17 protein-coding genes, 1 tRNA gene and 3 pseudogenes are annotated in these 17,379 nt (G+C 49.6%); 10 read left to right on the top strand and 11 right to left on the bottom strand.

Features of this window, described 5'->3' with window-relative positions; translation table 11 throughout:
* Nucleotides 1–76: 76 nt before the first annotated feature.
* From DDT52_RS07875 to cmoB, 4 genes are all read left to right on the top strand, one after another.
* A complete protein-coding gene (locus tag DDT52_RS07875) occupies nucleotides 77–892 on the top strand; it encodes a DUF72 domain-containing protein (RefSeq protein ID WP_136155860.1) in 816 nt (271 codons plus the stop codon).
* Between the two features lie 161 nt (nucleotides 893–1,053).
* Complete coding sequence (locus tag DDT52_RS07870; protein ID WP_136155859.1) at nucleotides 1,054–1,449, top strand: MAPEG family protein; 396 nt, start codon at nucleotides 1,054–1,056, stop codon at nucleotides 1,447–1,449.
* A gap of 270 nt (nucleotides 1,450–1,719) precedes the next feature.
* Nucleotides 1,720–2,463 (top strand): carboxy-S-adenosyl-L-methionine synthase CmoA, encoded by a 744-nt coding sequence (cmoA, locus tag DDT52_RS07865; RefSeq protein WP_136155858.1) that lies wholly within the window; start codon nucleotides 1,720–1,722, stop codon nucleotides 2,461–2,463.
* Nucleotides 2,460–3,431 carry a tRNA 5-methoxyuridine(34)/uridine 5-oxyacetic acid(34) synthase CmoB gene (gene cmoB / locus DDT52_RS07860; RefSeq protein WP_136155857.1) on the top strand — a complete coding sequence of 324 codons (972 nt, stop codon included), beginning with the start codon at nucleotides 2,460–2,462 and terminating at the stop codon, nucleotides 3,429–3,431. The genes cmoA and cmoB overlap by 4 nt, the downstream gene beginning before the upstream one ends.
* A 244-nt stretch (nucleotides 3,432–3,675) precedes the next feature.
* On the opposite strand, the gene cutC is transcribed toward cmoB, so the two are convergent.
* A complete protein-coding gene (gene cutC / locus DDT52_RS07855) occupies nucleotides 3,676–4,437 on the bottom strand; it encodes a copper homeostasis protein CutC (protein ID WP_136155856.1) in 762 nt (253 codons plus the stop codon).
* Between the two features lie 220 nt (nucleotides 4,438–4,657).
* On the bottom strand, nucleotides 4,658–5,203 hold the full coding sequence (locus DDT52_RS07850; RefSeq protein ID WP_109054904.1) for a VOC family protein: 546 nt from the start codon (nucleotides 5,201–5,203) through the stop codon (nucleotides 4,658–4,660).
* Between the two features lie 611 nt (nucleotides 5,204–5,814).
* Between DDT52_RS07850 and argS the strand changes: the two genes are divergently transcribed.
* A complete protein-coding gene (gene argS, locus DDT52_RS07840; RefSeq protein WP_136155854.1) occupies nucleotides 5,815–7,545 on the top strand; it encodes an arginine--tRNA ligase in 1,731 nt (576 codons plus the stop codon).
* A gap of 64 nt (nucleotides 7,546–7,609) precedes the next feature.
* On the opposite strand, the gene murJ is transcribed toward argS, so the two are convergent.
* The 4 genes and pseudogenes from murJ to rimJ all read right to left on the bottom strand — a co-directional run bounded on the left by murJ (nucleotide 7,610) and on the right by rimJ (nucleotide 10,682).
* The gene (murJ, locus tag DDT52_RS07835) at nucleotides 7,610–9,148 is read right to left on the bottom strand and encodes a murein biosynthesis integral membrane protein MurJ (protein ID WP_136155853.1); all 1,539 of its coding nucleotides are present in this window, start codon (nucleotides 9,146–9,148) and stop codon (nucleotides 7,610–7,612) included.
* 125 nt (nucleotides 9,149–9,273) lie between these two features.
* Nucleotides 9,274–9,411 (bottom strand): annotated as a pseudogene (locus DDT52_RS21475) (gfo/Idh/MocA family oxidoreductase); the annotation flags it as partial.
* A 41-nt stretch (nucleotides 9,412–9,452) separates the two neighbouring features.
* Nucleotides 9,453–10,088, bottom strand: coding sequence for a YceH family protein (locus DDT52_RS07825; protein WP_136155852.1), 636 nt, complete (start codon nucleotides 10,086–10,088; stop codon nucleotides 9,453–9,455).
* A gap of 9 nt (nucleotides 10,089–10,097) precedes the next feature.
* Nucleotides 10,098–10,682 (bottom strand): ribosomal protein S5-alanine N-acetyltransferase, encoded by a 585-nt coding sequence (rimJ, locus tag DDT52_RS07820; RefSeq protein ID WP_109054899.1) that lies wholly within the window; start codon nucleotides 10,680–10,682, stop codon nucleotides 10,098–10,100.
* 315 nt (nucleotides 10,683–10,997) lie between these two features.
* Here rimJ and mdtH point away from each other — a divergent pair, with 315 nt between their 5' ends.
* The 3 genes from mdtH to DDT52_RS07805 all read left to right on the top strand — a co-directional run bounded on the left by mdtH (nucleotide 10,998) and on the right by DDT52_RS07805 (nucleotide 13,870).
* On the top strand, nucleotides 10,998–12,203 hold the full coding sequence (mdtH, locus tag DDT52_RS07815) for a multidrug efflux MFS transporter MdtH (protein ID WP_136155851.1): 1,206 nt from the start codon (nucleotides 10,998–11,000) through the stop codon (nucleotides 12,201–12,203).
* A 274-nt stretch (nucleotides 12,204–12,477) separates the two neighbouring features.
* Nucleotides 12,478–13,125, top strand: a complete 648-nt coding sequence (gene grxB, locus DDT52_RS07810) for a glutaredoxin 2 (RefSeq protein WP_136155850.1) — start codon at nucleotides 12,478–12,480, stop codon at nucleotides 13,123–13,125.
* Between the two features lie 181 nt (nucleotides 13,126–13,306).
* Nucleotides 13,307–13,870, top strand: a complete 564-nt coding sequence (locus DDT52_RS07805) for a lipoprotein (RefSeq protein ID WP_136155849.1) — start codon at nucleotides 13,307–13,309, stop codon at nucleotides 13,868–13,870.
* Nucleotides 13,871–13,931: 61 nt separating this feature from the next.
* Here the strand turns inward: DDT52_RS07805 and DDT52_RS07800 are convergent, their stop codons facing one another.
* Nucleotides 13,932–14,501, bottom strand: a complete 570-nt coding sequence (locus DDT52_RS07800; RefSeq protein ID WP_136155848.1) for a TorD/DmsD family molecular chaperone — start codon at nucleotides 14,499–14,501, stop codon at nucleotides 13,932–13,934.
* A gap of 27 nt (nucleotides 14,502–14,528) precedes the next feature.
* Nucleotides 14,529–15,266 (bottom strand): phosphatase, encoded by a 738-nt coding sequence (locus DDT52_RS07795; RefSeq protein WP_136155847.1) that lies wholly within the window; start codon nucleotides 15,264–15,266, stop codon nucleotides 14,529–14,531.
* 277 nt (nucleotides 15,267–15,543) lie between these two features.
* On the opposite strand from DDT52_RS07795, the gene DDT52_RS07790 reads away from it, so the two are divergent.
* Nucleotides 15,544–15,633, top strand: a tRNA-Ser gene (locus tag DDT52_RS07790).
* Between the two features lie 377 nt (nucleotides 15,634–16,010).
* A pseudogene (locus DDT52_RS07785) lies at nucleotides 16,011–16,264 on the top strand (tyrosine-type recombinase/integrase); the annotation flags it as partial.
* Nucleotides 16,265–16,296: 32 nt separating this feature from the next.
* Here the strand turns inward: DDT52_RS07785 and DDT52_RS07780 are convergent.
* The 3 genes and pseudogenes from DDT52_RS07780 to DDT52_RS07770 all read right to left on the bottom strand — a co-directional run.
* A complete protein-coding gene (locus DDT52_RS07780) occupies nucleotides 16,297–16,536 on the bottom strand; it encodes a CPCC family cysteine-rich protein (protein WP_247595501.1) in 240 nt (79 codons plus the stop codon).
* A 38-nt stretch (nucleotides 16,537–16,574) separates the two neighbouring features.
* Complete coding sequence (locus DDT52_RS07775) at nucleotides 16,575–17,042, bottom strand: DUF6392 family protein (RefSeq protein WP_136155846.1); 468 nt, start codon at nucleotides 17,040–17,042, stop codon at nucleotides 16,575–16,577.
* A pseudogene (locus DDT52_RS07770) lies at nucleotides 17,042–17,379 on the bottom strand (S-type pyocin domain-containing protein); the annotation flags it as partial. The gene DDT52_RS07775 and the pseudogene DDT52_RS07770, both read right to left, overlap by 1 nt.

Here is a 17,379-nt window from a genome sequence, read left to right as displayed (position 1 = left end):
TCAGCAATAGCTCTTGATACATGGTTAGTATATAAAACTAAGCATTATTCATTTTTACCGAAGAAGACCAGGGACTATGTTATATGTTGGTTTACCACAGTGGCAACATGCAGCCTGGGGCCGCTTAGGGCTACACGATCTGGCTGATTATTCACGCTATTTTAACTGTGTTGAAGGAAATACCACTTTCTATGCCCTGCCTTCCCGCGATGTCGTGATGCGCTGGCGTGATATGACGCATGATGACTTCCGGTTCTGCTTTAAATTTCCGTCGACCATCAGCCATCAGGCGGCTTTACAGCATTGTGAAAACGAGGTGCTGAGTTTTTATCAGTGCCTGGAACCATTGGCCGATCGCATCGGGCAGCTCTGGGTCCAACTGCCTGCGGCGTTCAGCCCGGCGCAACTCCCCGCGCTATGGCGGTTTCTCGATGCATTGCCACAGACCTTCTGCTATGGCGTGGAAGTCAGGCATCCGCTGTTTTTCGCCAAAGGGGATGAAGAACGCCGCCTGAATCAGGGATTGCAACAGCGCGGCGTCAACCGCGTCATTCTTGATAGCCGCCCCGTCCACCATGCGGTTCCTGACAGTGTGGCCATGCGGGAGGCTCAGCGTAAAAAACCGCGTCTGCCCGTACATGCCGTCTTAACCGCGACGCAACCGATCATTCGTTTTATTGGCAGTGAAAATGCACAGGAGAATCGACAGTGGTTTCAGTCCTGGCTGAATAAGCTGCCGCAGTGGCAATCTGCACAACCATTTTTATTTATTCATACTCCGGATATCGGTGACGCGCCCCCGCTGGCCCAGCAACTCTGGCCCTTGCTGGCTGACGTGTTGCCTTCTCTACCCCCGATGCCGGACTGGCCACAGCAGGAATCGCTCTTTTAACCACGTTCTTTGATTGATCTGTCTCCCACAGCCGCGCTTGTTATACACGGGACAACATTGGCGTATATTTCAGATAAAAATAATTGACTTGGCAGGCGACAGTTCTGTTAGAGGAAGCTATTATTCTGCAAGCCGTTTTCGGTTAGGTTATGGAGTTAAAAATGGTAAGCGCGCTCTACATAGTGCTTGGCGCATTGTTGTTGATAAAGCTGTCTCTCGATGTCGTGAAACTCAGAATGCAGTACCGTGTGGCCTACGGCGATGGCGGGTTTTATGAGCTCCAAACGGCTATTCGTATTCATGGTAATGCCGTGGAATACATTCCCATCGGAGCCATCCTGTTGCTGCTGATGGAAATGAATGGCGCCATCGTTGCGATGGTTCACGTCTGTGGGCTCTTACTGATTGTTGGGCGGTTATTTCACTATTACGGCCTGCATCATCGTGAATTTCGCTGGCGGCGGGTTGGCATGGCGGGCACATACGTCTCACTGGTGTTGATGGCGCTGATCAATCTCTATTATTTGCCCTGGGAACTCGTGTTTACCTTGTACTGATCGGTGATTAGCCATCAGGTAACTCAGCTCTACGGATGAAGCCTCTCCCCCTCATCCGCTTCTCTGTGTGCAATTACCATCGAATGGTAATTGCCTTATCTCCGGCATCTCTCAAGTTGCAGGTGCGTTGCTCCCCCTCCCCGGATACGGACAGGATTGTCCGCCATACCTCTATCAGGCATCGCTTTCTCGCGACAACAGCGCATGCTTTATTGCCGCATTCTGCTAGAATACCGCCCTTCAATTATTTATTTCAGTCCTGTTTCCGTCATGCCAAACCGCGATATGCTTTTTTCCGCCCCTATTGCTAATCTGGGCGACTGGACCTTCGACGAACGTGTTGCCGAAGTCTTTCCCGACATGATCCAGCGTTCTGTTCCTGGCTATTCCAACATTATTTCAATGATTGGCATGCTTGCCGAACGCTTTGTCCAGCCCGAAAGTCAGATTTACGATCTGGGTTGCTCTTTGGGTGCCGCCACCTTGTCTATGAGACGCAATATTCGCGTGCCGGGCTGCAAAATTATCGCGGTCGATAACTCGCCGGCCATGATCAAACGTTGCCGCAGCCATATTGACGCCTTCCGCTCCGATACCCCGGTGGACATTATTGAGTCCGATATTCTGGATATTGAAATAGAAAATGCGTCAATGGTGGTGCTGAACTTTACCTTGCAGTTTCTGGAGCCCGCCAATCGGCAATTGCTGTTGAACCGCATCTATCAGGGACTCAATTCCGGCGGCGTTTTAGTGCTGTCGGAAAAATTCAGTTTTTCTGATGCCGACGTTGGCGAATTACTGTTCAACATGCACCTTGATTTCAAACGGGCCAACGGCTACAGCGAATTAGAAATCAGTCAGAAACGCAGCATGCTGGAAAATGTAATGCTGACGGATTCGGTAGACACGCATAAAGACCGTTTGAAGCTGGCGGGTTTCGAACATCGGGAAGTCTGGTTCCAATGCTTTAATTTCGGTTCCTTACTGGCGGTTAAAACAGGGAAGCAGGCATGATCGATTTCGGCAATTTTTATCAACAAATCGCCAAAGGTCCTTTGAGCCACTGGCTGAATACGCTGCCGCCGCAGTTGAGCCACTGGCAGCAGGCGTCGCTGCATGGGAAATTCAAGTTATGGTTTAACACGCTTGAGCATCTTCCCGAGCTCACACCGACCTCGCGGGATCTCACCCACAGCGTCACCGCGCGTATGGAACCAGAACTCTCCAGCGGGCAGCGTGAAGGCATTGAAATGCTGTTACGCAATCTGATGCCCTGGCGCAAAGGTCCGTTTTCCCTTTATGGCGTAAATATCGACACCGAGTGGCGTTCTGACTGGAAATGGGAACGCGTACTGCCACACATCAGCCCGCTAAAAGATCGTCTGATTCTTGATGTTGGCTGCGGCAGCGGTTATCACCTGTGGCGCATGGTGGGGGCAGGCGCGCATATGGCGATCGGTATCGATCCCATGCAGCTGTTTTTGTGCCAGTTCGAAGCGGTTCGTAAACTGCTTGGCGGCGATCAGCGCGCTCACGTTTTACCACTTGGTATTGAACAATTACCTGAGCTGGCAGCATTTGATACCGTGTTCTCTATGGGGGTGCTCTATCACCGCCGCTCACCGCTTGATCATCTGTGGCAGTTGAAAAATCAGCTGGTATCGGGGGGTGAACTGGTGCTGGAAACGCTGGTGGTTGAAGGCGACGAACATCAGATTCTGGTACCAGGCGAACGTTACGCACAGATGCGTAACGTATATTTCATTCCTTCCGCCGCCGCATTGACGACATGGCTGGAAAAATGTGGTTTTACTGATATCCGCGTCGTCGATGTCTGCACGACAACCACACAGGAACAACGCCGGACCGATTGGATGATCACCGAGTCGCTGGCGGACTTTCTTGATCCCAACGACCAGCGTAAAACGGTGGAAGGCTACCCGGCACCGCTGCGCGCGGTTCTGGTTGCCCGCAAACCCTAATCGTCCCGCAGGAAAAAAATTTCCAGGAGCAATTTTCAACGTCGCCTACGGCGGCCCGCCATAAAAAAAGCCCCGGCAACACGCCGGGGCCTGGTACTCGCAAGCAAACCTGATGGCATGCTGCGCGGCAAAGAGGACAGAATTAATAAGCCTGAGGTTTTACCGGAAAACCTCAGCACCGGCGGTTAAACAACCCGTGGCGAGTCAGGCATTTCCGTAACTTGCGCATGATAGAAGCTAATAATCACGAAACGGATGAAGTTTCACGATCCGGGCTCAGCGCCCGCTTCATCGCAGCGACCACATCACCGTCCACGCTGTACTGACTGAACTCATCCATATCGGTATTATCTCCACACATGGAAACACCGATTTTTCGATAGCGCATCACGGATGACGTCCACTGACCGGCTGAGCTGTGCAATTCCTGAATGCCATTTTGCTGGAACTTATGGAGGTTGGTCAGCCGTACGCCGGAACCGGCCATAATAATTGGACCACGGCTAGCCCGGGTTAGTTCACGTAATAACACCAATCCATTTTCTGCCGTCTGCTGCTGCCCTGACGTCAGGATGCGAGACACACCCAGATCCGTCAGTTGTTCTAACGCCAGACGAGGGTTCAGGCACATATCGAAAGCTCGATGAAATGTCACCGCCATGCCCTGTGCCAGCGCCATAATTTTCTGCATCCGCGGCAAGTCAATGTGTCCTTCGGAATCCAACACCCCCACAACCAACCCTGGGAACCCCATGTCCTTGATCTGTTCAACCTCATATTTGATCGTTTCGAATTCTGTTTCGCTATAACAGAAATCACCGCCGCGGGGACGCACAATCGGATGAACGGGAATCGTTACTTTGTCGCGGGCAAGGCGCAGTACGCCGTATCCGGGCGTTAAACCTCCCTCTCGTTGTCCGGCGCAAAGTTCTATGCGATCCGCGCCTGACTGCGCTGCCGTTACCGCACACTCGACGCTGTAGCAGCATACTTCCAGTTTTGGCATAACCACCTCCATTTCAAACCAATGAACACCCAATATATTTCCTTCATTAAAGGAATGACTAACTATGGCATTCAGGTTCATATCGTGAGGAGACAGGTGTCACAATGAATGCGATGCCTCTGCGGAATAAACATGATATAAACCACAATTTCATTAATGTGTTCATCGCAGCCGCCAGTCAGTGACGGATGATGTCGTCACGGCGCACGACCTACAACATTTATTCGCCATTCTCACTGGCGACAATATCGCGAATATCATAAGGATGAAACTTGATGGTAACTTTTCCATTGGTCACCGCCAGTGTTGGATTGGAAAGGCGCTCTTTTTCCCCTTGCGGAGAACTGAATTTAAGTTTTATCCCCGGCGCGCGTAATGCTTCATCCGATAAACAAGCCAGTGCTCTTTGATGCAATGTTTTCACATCGCCCGGTAGCACCAGTTCTATATGTTCCCACCCTTCATGTGGGTAATATTTTTTGCCCGGCCAGGGTAATTCAATGCAATCAATTTCCCATGGCCCGATTTTGATTACCGAATCTAATATAAAAAGACAGATATTTCGGCCATTAATCATATTCTCGGAAAGCAGTCTCCCTTTATCCAACAGCTCGGCTTTCCAGCGCTCGGCCGTACTATTCTGATGACAGCGCAGAGAGATATGATCGGCGTGAAATGGCGTCAAATCGAGTTGAAGATCCGCTGCCAACGCCGTTAGCGCCTGCTCAAAACGAACCAAATCCTGGCTTAATGCTTCAGACAGCATATAAGAAAACTCCTAACTGATTGATGACTGCATTTATACGGGAATAACATCCGAACTCATGAAATTTTCTGATGAAATTATAGTTTGATGCCTGTCCCGACCCTATTTATTTTAGAAAAATAAAACTTTTAAATACAAGAAGATGAAAAAACAATTAGCTTACTTAATAAACAAAATCGCTTATTGACATCTAATCGCTGAGAGATCTATCGCAATTTTTTCTGGGAGTTATCTTAAATAAAAGCAGTTCCATTGTATGATGAAAAAAAACAGTATACCCTGCTCAGTAAATATACAATGAGAGTCAGCAATATGATATTATTAATTATTTCAATTTTGCTCGTTATTATCGCGGCATATGCGATTTTTCGTCATTTTAAAACCAGAAATGAACTTAAAATCGGCGGAAACCACCGTCCCAGAAAGCGTTAAATCAATAATTGTCCTGCCGAACCTAACAAACGTAATTAATCCCCTTTTATTTCTGTGCCATCCTGCTTTCACGCCATGTGAGTGAGTATGCCATTTTCCGCCGCCAACACGCCCGTTTGCTGACTCAGTAGGGCAAATATGGTATAAGCAGGGCTTGATTTTTTATTTAAGGTAAACCGGTGAATATTCAGGCTCTTCTCTCCGAAAAAGTCAGTCAGGCCTTGTCCGCAGCGGGTGCGCCAATCAACAGCGAAGCGCAGGTTCGTCAGTCGGCAAAAGTACAGTTTGGCGATTATCAAGCGAACGGTGTTATGGCCGCCGCAAAGAATCTTGGCATGCCTCCACGCCAACTGGCAGAAAAGGTACTCCAACATTTAGCGCTGGATGGCATTGCGGCGAAAACAGAAATCGCAGGTCCGGGATTTATCAATATTTTTCTTGATAAACAATGGGTTGCCAATCAGGTAGAGAAAGCACTGAACGCGCCCAAACTGGGCGTAGCACCTGTTGAGCCACAAACCATCGTTATCGATTACTCCGCCCCTAACGTGGCCAAAGAAATGCACGTAGGCCATCTGCGTTCTACCATCATTGGTGATGCTGCGGTCCGCACGCTGGAGTTCCTCGGTCATAACGTCATCCGCGCCAACCACGTCGGCGACTGGGGCACACAGTTCGGCATGCTGATCGCCTATCTCGAAAAAGTACAGAACGAAAGCGCCAGCGAGATGGATCTGTCCGATCTTGAAGCATTCTATCGTGAAGCGAAAAAACACTACGACGAAGATCCCGAATTTGCCGAACGCGCTCGTGGCTACGTGGTAAAACTTCAGGGTGGCGATGAGTATTGCCGTCAGATGTGGCGTAAGCTCGTCGACATCACGATGACGCAGAACCAGATTAACTATGAGCGTCTCAACGTCACGTTGACCAAAAATGATGTTATGGGTGAAAGCCTGTACAACAGCATGCTGCCGGGTATTGTGGCCGATCTTAAGGCGAAAGGTCTGGCGGTCGAAAGTGAAGGTGCGACGGTGGTTTTCCTTGATGAGTTCAAAAACAAGGAAGGCGAACCAATGGGCGTCATCATCCAGAAAAAAGATGGCGGCTACCTCTATACCACCACGGATATCGCCTGTGCGAAATACCGTTATGAAACGCTGAATGCCGATCGCGTGCTTTACTACATCGACTCCCGTCAGCACCAGCATCTGATGCAGGCCTGGACTATTGTCCGTAAAGCAGGTTACGTTCCCGACGCTGTCAGCCTGGAACATCACATGTTCGGCATGATGCTGGGTAAAGACGGCAAACCGTTTAAAACTCGCGCGGGCGGCACGATCAAGCTCTCCGATTTGCTGGATGAGGCCTATGAACGCGCCTATAAGCTTATCGAATCCAAAAACCCTGAGATGTCCGCGGATGAGCTGGGTACCTTGGCCCAAGTGGTTTCCATTGGCGCAATAAAATATGCCGATCTGTCAAAAAGCCGAACTACCGATTACGTGTTCGACTGGGACAACATGCTGGCGTTTGAAGGCAATACCGCACCGTATATGCAGTATGCGTATACCCGCGTAGCATCGATCTTCAAACGCGCGGGCGTACAGGAAGCGATGCTGACTCAGCCAGTTCAACTGACTGAAGATCGCGAACTGGCGCTTGCCACGCGCTTATTGCAATTTGAAGAAACGATCACCACCGTGGCCCGTGACGGTACACCGCACGTGATGTGTGCATACCTTTACGATCTGGCGGGTTTATTCTCCGGCTTCTACGAGCATTGTCCGATCCTGAATGCGGAAAGTGAGGCAGTTCGCCAGAGCCGTCTGAAACTGGCATTGCTGACGGCAAAAACGCTGAAGCAAGGTCTGGATACGCTGGGTATTGGCACCGTCGAAAAGATGTAATTTTCAAACGGCCCGGTATTAAACGCCAACGCCATTGGGATCCCAATGGCGTTTTGCATAGGTTTCAGGCAGTCATGCGGCGGGAGAAATCCCGCGGCCGGAACCCTAACAGGGCCAATGCAGCAAAGTAAGCTCCCGCCCCCGCCACCACCACCAGCATCAAACGGATAATGCGGTATGTCATGTTGCCGACATCCCAGGCCGGCATCCACCATAGCAGCCCAATCAGCACCAGAGCCATAATGGCGACGGCCACCAACAGTTTTAGCAGGAAGCTCGTCCAGCCGGGCTGCGGATGGAAAATATCCTGCTTGCGCAGTTGCCAGAACAGCAACCCCGCATTGATACAGGACGCCAACCCGATAGAGAGCGCCAACCCCGCGTGCTGCAACGGTCCAATGAAAATCAGGTTCATGATCTGCGTCAGAATCAGCGTGACTATCGCAATTTTTACCGGTGTCTTGATATCCTGCCGGGAATAGAAGCCAGGCACCAGCACCTTGACGACGATTAATCCCATCAGACCCACAGAATAGGCAATCAACGCACGTTGCGTCATGGCGGCATCAAAAGCGCTGAATTTTCCATACTGGAACAGCGATACGGTCAGCGGCTGCGCCAAAATCCCCAGCGCGACCGCACTCGGCAAGGCCAGCACGAAACACAGACGCAGTCCCCAATCCATCAGACGGGAATATTCATCATGGTTGCCGCTGGCAAAACTTTTTGCCAACGAAGGCAGAAGAATCGTTCCCAGCGCCACGCCCAATACGCCGGAAGGAAACTCCATCAGACGATCGGCGTAATACATCCATGACACGGCGCCTTCACTGAGAAACGAGGCGAAAATAGTATTGATGATCAGCGAGATCTGGCTGACAGACACGCCGAGAATCGCGGGGCCCATCAGTTTCATCACCCGCCAAACGCTGGGGTCGCGCCACTTGATACGCGGCAAGACCAGCATTCCGATCTTCTTCAGGTGCGGCAGTTGATAGCCTAACTGAAGCAATCCCCCCACCAGGACCGCCCAGGCCAGAGACATCACCGGGGGATTGAAATACGGCGCCGCAAACAGAGCAAACCCAATCATGCTGACGTTCAGCAGCGTGGGAGCGAACGCCGGAACGGAGAAACGGTTCCAGGTGTTCAGCACCGATCCCACCATTGATGTCAGAGAGATCAGCAAGATGTAGGGAAACGTCACCCGCAGCAACGCAGAAGTCAGTTCAAATCGGTCCGGCGTGGCGGCGAAACCGGGGGCGGTCACCATGATGACCCACGGCGCGGCCACCATTCCGCCGATCGTCACCAGCGCCAGAATCAATGTCAGCATGCCAGAAACATAGGCCAGGAATGTGCGAGTCGCTTCATCGCCCTGTTGACTTTTATATTCAGCAAGAATCGGCACAAACGCCTGAGAGAACGCCCCTTCAGCAAAAATACGCCGTAACAGATTAGGCAGTTTAAATGCCACAAAGAACGCATCCGTCGCCATGCCGGCGCCAAAAACTCGCGCCACTATCGCGTCGCGGACAAAGCCCAGGACGCGGGAAAGCATGGTCATAGAACTGACGGCTGCCAGTGATTTAAGTAGATTCATCCGATTATATTCTGAAATGTCCGGGGACTATTATGACCGTTCGGGGTCATCTGATTGCGAGGTGCGCCTAGTCTACGCATTGTACGCTTAATAGCTACCGGACATTGTTATGACCGCCGATATTTTCAGCTTTTTCCCAACAATTCATCAATCATGCATTGAGCCTGCTTACCCGATGTTTCCGCGGGTTTCTGTTGCTCAATGGCATCAATAAAATGACTCAGCGCCCCAACAAAACCTCGCTGTTCTAACGAGGTCTGCCAACGGTTGTTTGCAATGACGTCTCCAACGGCGATTAATGTTTTTACGATAAACGTTCGGCAAGTTGACGTTTCAGTTCTGCGACCTCTTTTTCCAGCGTTTCCACCCGCTCGGCCAGCGACAAATCGTCAGACGCCGTTTCGTCCGCCGCGGCTAACGTTTCACCTGGCTCACCGCTGAAAAGATGCATATAACGACTTTCCCGCTTGCCCGGTTCTCGCGCCAGACGCGCTACAAAGGGACCATCTTCCCGCTGTTGCAGGTGTTCCAATGTCTTTTCCACTTCGCTTACATCGGCAAACTCATACAACCGGGTCGCGCGCGTACGCAGTTCACCCGGCGTCTGCGCGCCACGCAGCAGCAAGGTCGCCACCAGCGCCACTTCCGCAGGCGAAAACTTTAGATCGCCAAATTCCGAATTGCAAAAACGATGTTCATATTTCACAACCCGATTGCCAAATCCGCTGAGCGTACGCAGAAAGTGTTTTTTCACCAGCAAATCCAGCGTTTGCTGAACATCGGTCTCGTTCAACTCCATCACGGGTTCACGGTTCGTTTTCTGGTTGCATGCCGTCGTAACGCCATTTAGCGACATGGGGTACTGTTCCGGCGTCGTGATTTGCTTTTCCAGCATGCAGCCAATCACTCTGGCCTCGCGGGCACTTAGCTGATATTTCATCATGATTCCTTAGCGCTGTGGTTTCCAGTCATGGTTGGTCAAGGCCGTCAAAACGTGATCCTGCCATTTTCCATCAATCAGCAGATAGTTTTTCGCGTAACCTTCACGTTCGAATCCCAGTCTGGCCAGTAAATTTCCACTGCGATGGTTATGTGGCATATGGTTGGCCATAATTCTGTGCATGTATTGCTGACGTTGCATATAACGCAACGCAGGTTGCAGAGCCTCATACATCAGCCCCTGCCCCTGCCATTTCTCCCCTAGCGAGTAGCCAAGATAACAGGCGTGAAAGGAACCGCGCAGCACGTTGCTAAAGTTGGCCACGCCCCGCACTTCGGTTTCATTAGGATCCAGCAGCAAAAAATAGTAGGCGCTGCCCTGTTTATGCATATCGTTAATGACGCTCAATCGTGCCTGCCAGCCGGATGGATAGCAGTGGCTGGCGTCACGCACCGGTTCCCAGGGCTTGAGAAAATCACGATTTTCCGAATAGTATTCAGCCAGACGCCATGCATCGCGCTCATGGGCCAAACGCACCACTAACCGATCGGTTATTAAATGAACTTTTGCTGGCGTAGAACGGTAGCCAAACATTCCTCCCCCCAGATTTCAGTTTGTTCGATAAGTAAAATTCATCGGGGCAAAAAAAATAAATATTCTCTGACAGCAGAAAATACCGCGCATTACCGATAATGCTTACTATAACCGCATAAATTCTCTGGCGTAAAATCCACTTCGCTGAGTTATTGTTCGATCGAATCAATAAATTTATTTTTTAGGCAAAAAATGCTACTCAGATAACGTTCACTCGATAAAAAAATATTATCCATCAACGGGCTATTCCAAATGGAAAATAGAGTACAAAATAGTCACGTCTGTTATTTTCCTCTCTTCTTTTTGTGGTGATACATGCCTCTGATGTCGCAAGCTCGGAGCCTGGGCAAATATTTTTTATTGCTGGATAATATGCTGGTGGTTCTGGGATTTTTCGTGGTTTTTCCCCTTATTTCCATCCGATTTGTCGATCAGCTTGGCTGGGCGGCATTATTGGTCGGTATCGCACTGGGACTACGCCAGTTTATTCAACAGGGTCTGGGGGTTTTCGGCGGCGCCATCGCCGACCGCTTCGGCGCGAAACCGATGATTGTCACCGGCATGTTGTTACGCGCTTCCGGCTTCGTTTTCATGGCGATTGCCGATGAGCCCTGGCTATTGTGGCTCTCCTGCGCCCTCTCCGGTTTAGGGGGGACGCTTTTCGATCCACCAAGGACAGCGCTGGTTGTCAAGCTGATTCGTCCCCAGGAACGCGGCCGTTTCTACTCCTTGCTGATGATGCAGGATAGTGCGGGTGCGGTGATCGGCGCGCTTATCGGCAGTTGGCTGCTCCGGTATGACTTCGAAATCGTCTGCTGGGTAGGCGCGGTGATCTTCGTGCTGGCGGCAGCGCTGAACCTGTGGCTCTTGCCCGCTTACCGTACCTCGATGGTTAAAACCCCGATACGGGAGGGCCTGACACGCGTTATTCGCGATCGTCGTTTCCTGACCTATGTGCTGACGCTGACGGGTTATTACATGCTGGCGGTTCAGGTGCTGTTGATGCTGCCCATTATGGTGAATGAAATTGCCGGTACGCCCGCCGCGATAAAATGGATGTATGCGATTGAAGCGACGCTGTCACTGACGCTGCTTTATCCTATTGCCCGCTGGAGCGAAAAACGTTTTCGCCTGGAACAACGCCTGATGGCTGGCCTGTTTATCATGTCGGTCAGCATGTTCCCGATCGGCCTGACAACCAGCCTGCAATCTTTGCTGATACTGATCAGCCTGTTTTATATCGGCTCCATTATTGCGGAACCCGCCCGTGAAACGCTGAACGCCTCATTGGCCGATGCTCGCGCCAGAGGCAGCTATATGGGATTCAGTCGTCTTGGGCTCGCGCTGGGCGGCGCGATTGGCTACAGCGGCGGTGGCTGGCTGTTCGATACCGGGCATGCGCTCAATCAGCCAGAACTGCCTTGGTTCATGCTGGGCACCATCGGTTTTCTCACTCTGGCGGCACTTTATTGGCAGTTCAATCAACGCCGCATTGAACCCGCGATGCTGGGCGGCCACTAAGCGCCTGCCCAATAGACGCCCGGAGCCATCTTTAACGGGCGATTTGATCTCGCCGGTAAAGCGCTCCATACTTTCCTAATACATTCAAATAATTGTTATTGATTGTTTGTGGAGTATATCCCGGCCGCCCTCGCGGCCATTGTCTTATACCCGGCGTCGCGATGTGGCAGCCTGTCGGTCACGAACGAATCCGATGTTCTGCATGAACCAGCAATTAGGGCGATCGCGCCATTTCAAGACAACGGGTGCATCAGTGAACCAGAGGATAACAAGTATGAAGTTATATATTTACGATCACTGTCCCTACTGTGTGAAGGCACGTATGATTTTCGGCCTGAAGAATATCCCTGTTGAACTGCAAATCTTAGCGAATGACGATGAAGAGACGCCAACCAGACTGATTGGTCAAAAAATGGTGCCCATCCTGCAAAAGGACGATGGCAGCTATATGCCGGAAAGTCTGGATATCGTTCATTTCATTGATAACTACGACCGGAAACCGCTCCTGATCGGCCCGGCCAATCCGGCCATCGCGGCCTGGTTGCGCAAGGTGTCCGACTATACTCCGCGTCTGATTATTCCCCGTTTTGCCCAGGCGTCATTCGAGGAGTTTGCATCTGCTTCCGCCCGTCAGTATTTCACCAAGAAAAAAGAAGCCCAGTTAGGCAGCTTTGCTGAACACCTCAGCCATTCGAAAGGATTGATTAAAAAGCTGAACAATGACCTGTCGGATCTGGACCCGCTCATTGAGCGTCCCAATGCCTGCAACGGCGAACTGTCTCTGGATGATATCCATCTGTTCCCGCTGTTACGCTCCCTGTCGATTGTCGCGGGCGTCACGCCGCCATCTCGCGTTGCCGACTACCGTGACAATATGGCCAAACAAACTCAGGTCACCTTGTTGAGTAGTCTGGCGCAGTAACCGACGCCGGCTTGCCGCTTCGCCATGAAGCGGCATTTTTCTTGATTGTTCCTATTCACCGTAGGCTATATTCTTTGTTTTCAGTGCTATCTGATTGGTATGGATGTGGTAAGCATGCACCCTGTGATTGCATATGAGTTACCGGATTACACTCGCGGGAAGCCTGATTGAGGTCAAAATAATGAAGAAGTTAGGATTGGCGGCAACCGCATTGCTGCTCACTTTTACGCTAAGCGCTTGCAACAAACTGACGCAATACACGCTAAGCGAGCAGGAAGTTAACGAATACCTGCAAAAACACAATGATTATAAAAAACAGCTGGGCGTTCCCGGCGTGGTGGATGCCAATATTATTCTGTCCGATCTGACCAGTCAGATTGGCAGAGCCGAACCGGGAAAAATTACCTTATCGGGTAATGCTAACGTGGATATCAGCTCTCTGCTGGGTAACCAGACCGCCGACCTGAAGCTGACCCTGAAAGCACAGCCGGTGTTCGATAAGGCTCAGGGGGCTATCTATCTGAAAGAGATGGAACTGGTTGACTACACCGTTCAGCCTGAAAAAATGCAAGCGGTGATGAAGACGTTAAGCCCCTATCTGGATCAATCGCTGAAAAGTTACTTTGATCAAAAACCCGCCTATATTCTGAATGCGGATAACAGCACCACTGAAGCGCTGGCGAAGAAAATGGCGAAAGGCATCGAAATCAAGCCAGGACAAATTGTTATTCTGTTCACTGACTAACAGGGTCAGGTGAAAGGCGTTTACGGTACGATTTCCGCAAACGCCCCATTTTCCGTACCCGCTATTCTGCGTCATCCGACGCGTCATTAACGTCTTCATCCAATTCATCGCGCATGGCTTCCAGTGCTTCTCGGCAGACGATTGCCAGTGAGCGATAGAATGCCGTAGCGGCATGACTTTCAACCTTACCCAGAAAACGATTGCTCCAGGGCAGCAGATAATCATCAAACAGTGCGATCTGTGCTGCCGTCTCATCATCCTGCGATTGATCCTCCAGCCAGGATGTCGCCAACAACAGACCGCCAAAGTGATCAACCGGCCCGGCATTCAGCGGCATGCCACGCTGTTGCAAAAAAGTGCGCACATCCGTCTTTTCATCGGTTTCATAAGCGGAACGCCACGGCGGCACGGCACAATCATCACCGACAAACAGAGCCTGATAATCAGCCTCCATGGCGGGAAGGTCGAAACCTTTTTGCAACCTTTCCAGCAAGGCATCCTGTTCCAGCGGCCAATGCTGCTGAAGCTTGCCTTCTTTGATGAGCGTAAACACCGGCGCCAGTACCGGATCCTGTGGTTGACGATAAAACAAGGAACCCAATATACGGCAAACAATAGAAAATTCGTTCATTCAGAAACCTGTTATTAAGTGACGGTGTCACAAATCAGCCAGTTCGGCAATTGCCGGTCTTCCTTTCCTCTCCAGGAAATCCAGTACTCGTCGAGGGCTTACGTTTAAAATCCGCTCCTGCGGGAAATTCACTTCCTGCAAAATACGTTCGCAGTGGGTAAAGTCTCCCAGAGAAAAGGCTATATGGGAATCGGAACCTAAAGAAAGTACGCCGCCGGCATCACGTACGGCTTCGGCAATGGCACGACAATTCGGTTCGCTTCCCTTGCGGGAATGCATAAAAGAAGAGTTATTGAGTTCCAGCGCGACATCATATTTAGCCGCGGCTTCTGCGATAGCCCGGATATCAACCGGGAATTTCGGGTTGCCCGGATGACTGATAATATGCGCATCGCCATTTGCCATGGTGGCGATCATCGCTTCGGTATGAGTCGCTTTATCCTGGGGTGGAAAAACCGGTTCATGAAATCCGGCAATAATTAAATCGATCTGATCCACCATCGGTCCGGTGCAATCAATTTCGCCCTGGATATTCTTAATATTGGCTTCAATTCCACGCAGAATGCCCACACCATCGACCAGCCGAGGCCAAACGCGCATATTCATAAAATGCCAGTAGTGCGGCGCATCGGCCATATCCGGACCATGATCGGTAATAGCGAACAGGCGAATATTTTTTTGTTTGGCCTCAGCAATATAGTCATGCAGCGTACTGTACGCGTGAGTACTGGCAACGGTATGCATATGTAAATCGACGGGATACATGGTTTCTCCTGAGTCAGCATTTGATTAATAGCATAACATTTTTAGGGTTATCGCACAGCAAACGAACGACTCAACAACCGCAACTTAACATAATTGAAACATTATTTTGGTGGGACGCCGTGGCGCACGGGGCGATAAAGACGGGCGAAATGGCGAGTAAAGCAACAAATTGCGTTAAGTTTAGCTAAACGCACGAATCAGGAGCAGAAGTTTGTTGACGCTGTTCCGCAATTTCCCTACATTAGCGCCGTCCCCAGCACCGCATGCTGATGACCCCGGTGAGGTGTCCGAGAGGCTGAAGGAGCACGCCTGGAAAGTGTGTATACGTGAAAACGTATCGAGGGTTCGAATCCCTCCCTCACCGCCATATTTGATATAGAATCGATTAGTTACGACACATTATTGGTTTTGTCCTGCATAAAGTAATGCATAAAAAAGTTCGCTTCGGCGGACTTTTTTGTTTGTGAAATCCAGTATCCCTCTCATTAGGCTAGTTTTTTTCCTGCGCTAATTTATCAGCAGGCATACAAAGAAAAGCTCAAGGTGTGATTTTACTACCTGCATTCATTAATCTTTTACAAGAGCACTACTCTCTCAACATCGGACTATTGGCTCCCCCTCCACAAGAGACACCAGAGAACGTTTTTTAGCATGAAGGTGTAGTTCACCCTCCCCCCACTTTTATTAGACACCAGCATAACCTTCTGAGACGCATTGTTGCCCTACAGAAAATGACCGATACTCAGAAAACACAATGTTCCCTTGTGCCGTCAGGCACTGGGCATTTAGAAAAGCTTAAAGCTCTCACCTATGATATGAGCTGTGATGAGGGTTTTATCCACACTGGTTGTTATGACGTAATGAAACCCATGAGTGAAAACACCATCAACAAGGCACTGCGTAAAATGGGCTACGACACCAAAACCGATTTGTGTGGTCATGGCTTCCGAACGCTGGCGTGTAGTGCGTTGATTGAATCGGGCATCTGGCCTGAAGATCATTTTTTAAAGAAATAATATCGAATAAAGAATCAGTCACCATTTCTCTCTACTATTACATCATTTAAATTTTTGACCATATTAAAAGCTTCTCTAGCTTCATTTAAACTCATCTTGTTTGCTCCACTTCTATCAGGATTTTTAGACTGAAAAGGATCATCCTCCCATCCACAATTAGAGCAAATATCATATTCACCTAACACTTCAAATTCATGCTTACCACAGCACGGGCATGGATAACCACATTCAAACTCATCGACCATGCCATCCATATTTTATTTCCATCCAAATAACGCGAAACTAATAAAAATCACCACCTAACTGTAGATGTAAGTAGGAAGGTTATGGTCTTAACCACCTCATCACGCGTATAATTAACTTGCATACTAGTAGGTAGGTATTTTCCTTCTACAGAATAAAGTTCAATCCAACCAAACTGATGTTTCAATATTTTCTCAGGAGGACTACTTTTCACTGGAAGTCCAAAAAACTCATGAATATACTCACGAGACATATGCGTTTTCAACGGAAAATTCAATTCATTGGGAAATATCCAATTTTTTTTATCATCATCTACAAACGTTAATGTTATTTCATTAAAGACTCTATCACTTCGGCTAAACGAAAGATAAACCCCTTCCTTAACCATATCTAAACTGATATCAGGATCGCCAGCAAAGCCTGTCGGCTTTGTTTTATAAGGAATCAAACCTGCATCAAATATCTCCTGATAGGTTCTCCCCAAGCTATCGATTAATCCTTCTACATATACAGTCATCAATACAACCCCTGTTCTTCATTGAGTTTATGCATTTTTTCTCTTGCCGCTTCCAACTGATCTTCTGTCGCACCATGTTCTTTCAGACTAGGTTTTATCGCGTCAAAGTTACGATCTACAGCCCCGCGTAAATCATGAAAGTCTTGCTCAATATTTTGAGGCCTATTACGCTTACCATAAGTCTCACTGATTTTCTGGTGTATTTCTGCAGGAATGATAATCGCCGCGACATCTTCTGCCATCTTATCTAAAACTTTCTTATCAAGTTTAGGATATAAACGTCGCAGATAAGCTTTAACCGCCGCCGCAGAAGGCATATGATCTGCATGGTATTTAC

Origin of the sequence: Brenneria roseae subsp. roseae (assembly GCF_003115845.1) — a bacterium.
GTDB classification, from domain to species: Bacteria; Pseudomonadota; Gammaproteobacteria; order Enterobacterales; family Enterobacteriaceae; genus Brenneria; species Brenneria roseae.
Note: the sequence above shows the minus strand (reverse complement) of the source record. Positions and strands in the feature narration are given on the sequence as shown.